The organism is Staphylococcus sp. IVB6181, assembly GCF_025561445.1.
GTDB classification, from domain to species: domain Bacteria; phylum Bacillota; class Bacilli; order Staphylococcales; family Staphylococcaceae; genus Staphylococcus; species Staphylococcus simulans_B.
In genome coordinates this window covers 1-3733 of the sequence record NZ_CP095099.1, presented here as the reverse complement: position 1 = coordinate 3733, position 3733 = coordinate 1, and the positions used below count along the sequence as shown (strand labels likewise).

Here is a 3733-nt window from a genome sequence, read left to right as displayed (position 1 = left end):
TTAATATCTGGGTTGCTAGATTTATCGGAGGAGTAGGAGCTTCTTTATCAGCTTTATTGTTTGCCTACTTATTTATTTTTAAGGATAAAAAGCAACGTCAATAAAACAAATATGTTCAGTGTTGCTAACAAAGGAGCGTTAATTTTGAATAAGAACACAGTGCTAGATAAAGGTTATTTTATAGCAACTATTCTAAATTCTATTTTTTACTTGGATTATTTTTTGTATATCAAATGGATAACTTATATATATTAATTCCATATACTATTTTGATGGGTATTAATGCTATTTATTTAGTTGTAAAAGTAGGAAAAATTAATAGAGATAAGCCTAAAATTTAAGAGGGTTTTAAAACGAGTGAAAACGAGTTTCTTCTTGTCTTGATACTAAGGGTAACTATTCCCGGCGAGGATAGTTACCCTTAGTTCATTGATATGACTGGTTTCAAGCACAAAAAAAGTTGCTTTTTCATACCTAGTATAGTAAGGTTTTAATTGACTAGAAAAAAACTTTACAGGAAGGAGAAAAAGCAACTTTTTATAGGCATTGTTTTGTAAAAAACAAGGTTGTTTTGTGTGATATATCATGGACAAGTATACTGACAAAAAAAGAAAAAATCAAGTATTTCAAAAATTTATTGAGAGACATGTGAGAGAGGGACAAATGCATTTAATAAAGGAATGTAACACATTTTTATCATTTGTTGCGGATCAAACTTTGGAGAAAAAGAAATTGTATAAGGCGAATCCATGTAAAAATCGATTTTGTCCTGTATGTGCTTGGCGGAAAGCTCGCAAAGATGCATTAGGGTTATCTTTGATGATGCAGTATATTAAGCAGGAAGAAAAAAAGGAATTTATTTTTTTAACACTCACGACGCCAAACGTAATGTCTGAGCATTTAGAGGATGAAATAAAAGCTTATAATCATGCTTTTCAAAAAATGTTTAAGCGTAAAAAGTAAATACGATTGCTAAAGGTTATGTAAGAAAATTAGAGGTTACTTATAATCAAAAGCGTGATGATTATAATCCGCATTTCCATGTTTTAATTGCTGTTAACAAATCGTATTTTACAGATAAACGGTATTATATTAGTCAAAAAGAATGGCTGAATTTATGGCGAGATGTAACAGGGAATTGATGAAATCACACAAGTACATGTTCAAAAAATCAAACAGAACAACAACAAAGAATTATACGAAATGGCGAAGTATTCTGGTAAAGATAGTGACTACTTAATTAATCAAAAAGTGTTCGATACATTTTATAAATCACTCAAAGGGAAACAGATTCTTGTTTATTCTGGACTGTTTAAAGAGGCAAGAAAGAAATTAAAAAATGGAGATTTAGATTATCTTAAAGAAGTAGATCCCACAGAATATATTTATCAAATTTTTTATCACTGGAACCAAAAAGAATACTTAGCGAGTGAAATTTTTGATTTGACCGAAGAAGAAAAAAGTAAAATTAATCATCAAATGATTGATGAAATTGACGAAGAAATTTGAATATAAATTTTGATACCCTTTTTAAAACGTTAGCGAAAAAGCTAGCGTTTTTTTATTGAAAAGTGCTAAAAAACATTAGGGTACTTTTAGGGTACAGACACAATATGCGTAGGGTACTTTAAGGGTACCATACTATATGTTGTGGGTACTTTTAGGGTACAAAAGCAAAAAATGATTGCACTTTAGAAATCGCTGTATCCCTTGAAATGTCTGGCTTCGCCAGACCAACCTTTTTTGAAAGGTTGCAAATTTCCCTTATGCTCTTACAAAGCATTTTGGGCAAAATCAAGATTTCGGTATTTTTTTACAGAAATTTGCCCCTGCAGGAACTAAAAACCCAACTCACTTTTTGGGGGATTATATGCAAAATTTTAGTTTGCATGTAGATGGGCAGTGTCTAAAAATCGTCACTGGTTTTGCTCAAATTTTTGCTTTTGGAAATAGCATATATTTATTTGACTCATATTTGCGTTTTAAGAGCTTATATAAGTTTTTAGGCATAAAACTATATGAACGACCCCCAAATCTTTAAAATGCCCCCTTAAAATTCAAAATAAAGGCATTTAAAAATTAACAAAATAAAAAAGCTACTAGCAAAAAACTAGTAGCTTAAATCTTAGTTAAATTTTGATGTAGTATTAATTTTTATATCTGTGCTGCAACACCGATTACTTAAAACTAAGATTAAAAAATCGACGAAGGTCGATTATGGTTTTACACACGTCGATTTATCCGACGTGTAAGTGCGCCCTTACGGGATTTAACTAGATTATAACGACGAATTTTAGGCCTGTAAAGCAATAACAATCAGGTCTACCAGGTAGATAAAGTGTACAAAGTAGACCCGAAAAAGTTATTTATTTTGAAGACTTTTCGTAGATATAATTTGCTAATAAAATTTCTGTCATAATTGATAAGGAGTATTATAATAAAAACTAATCTAAATAGTGGAGGCTTTAAATGTGAAATTTGTGTTTGATTTAGATGGGACTATTTGTTTTAAGGGAGAACCAGTATCAGATAAAATTCTTAATTCTTTAGAAAATCTTACGAATAGTGGTCATCAAGTTATTTTTGCATCTGCGAGACCGATTAGAGATATGCTTCCCGTTATAAGCAAGGATTTTCATGATTATACAATGATAGGTGGTAATGGTTCGCTTATTTTAAGTAAAGGAAAAATTATAAAATCTGTTTCTTTTTCGTTATCAGAAATGGAAAAGATTAAACAATTAATTAACGAATTTGATGCTACTTACTTAATTGATGGGGATTGGGATTATGCATATACTGGACCTCAAAACCATTCTATATTAAAAAATTTAGATCCTTTAAATTCGGCTAATTTAGTTAATCTAGATTCTTTAAAATCTGTTGTGAAAGTTTTGATTTTGACATCGAATAATAATGAATTATTGAGTAAAAAATTAAATGAATTAGATGTATATGTAAATAAGCATGGGAATGAGAATGTACTTGATATAAGTCCTAAAGGTATACATAAATGGGCTGCGCTTAAAATGTTAGGGATAGATAAAGGTGATTATATAGCTTTTGGTAATGATTCAAATGATATATCTATGTTTGAAAATGCACTTTATACAGTAATGGTTGGACATCATGAAGAATTAAGAAGTTTTGCTAAAGAATTTATTGAGAGTGAAGGGGATTTGGAGTTAAAAATTGTAGAAAAAATTGAAGAAATTGCAAATAAGGATATTAGCGACTTTTATGCCGAGAAAATTTATTGATCGTTGAGAAGAACCCTTAACTAAACTTGCAGACGAATGTCGGCATAGCGTGAGCTATTAAGCCGACCATTCGACAAGTTTTGGGATTGTTAAGGGTTCCGAGGCTCAACGTCAATAAAGCAATTGGAATAAAGCGATAATTTTAGTAGTGTTAAGAAAAAAGGAGTGATTTTATGACTGTTCTAAAAATTATCTTGATGTTATGTATTTCTGCTATGGTCGGAGATTTTGTGTTAGTGATTTTTGAAAGTATGCCGATTAATATCTGGGTTGCTAGATTTATCGGAGGAGTAGGAGCTTCTTTATCAGCTTTATTGTTTGCCTACTTATTTATTTTTAAGGATAAAAAGCAACGTCAATAAAACAAATATGTTCAGTGTTGCTAACAAAGGAGCGTTAATTTTGAATAAGAACACAGTGCTAGATAAAGGTTATTTTATAGCAACTATTCTAAATTCTATTTTTTACTTGGA

The 3733-nt window shown here is 30.4% G+C and carries 2 protein-coding genes and 2 pseudogenes; all 4 read left to right on the top strand.

The window, feature by feature from the left end:
- Window positions 1-144 precede the first annotated feature (144 nt).
- The 4 genes and pseudogenes from MUA90_RS13915 (at window position 145) to MUA90_RS13900 (ending at window position 3622) form a co-directional block, all read left to right on the top strand.
- Window positions 145-341 (top strand): annotated as a pseudogene (locus MUA90_RS13915) (hypothetical protein).
- 244 nt (window positions 342-585) lie between these two features.
- Window positions 586-1509: pseudogene (locus MUA90_RS13910) on the top strand (protein rep).
- A gap of 962 nt (window positions 1510-2471) precedes the next feature.
- A complete protein-coding gene (locus MUA90_RS13905; RefSeq protein ID WP_262588900.1) occupies window positions 2472-3260 on the top strand; it encodes an HAD family hydrolase in 789 nt (262 codons plus the stop codon).
- A gap of 173 nt (window positions 3261-3433) precedes the next feature.
- Complete coding sequence (locus tag MUA90_RS13900) at window positions 3434-3622, top strand: hypothetical protein (RefSeq protein WP_262588899.1); 189 nt, start codon at window positions 3434-3436, stop codon at window positions 3620-3622.
- The last annotated feature ends 111 nt before the right edge of the window (window positions 3623-3733 follow it).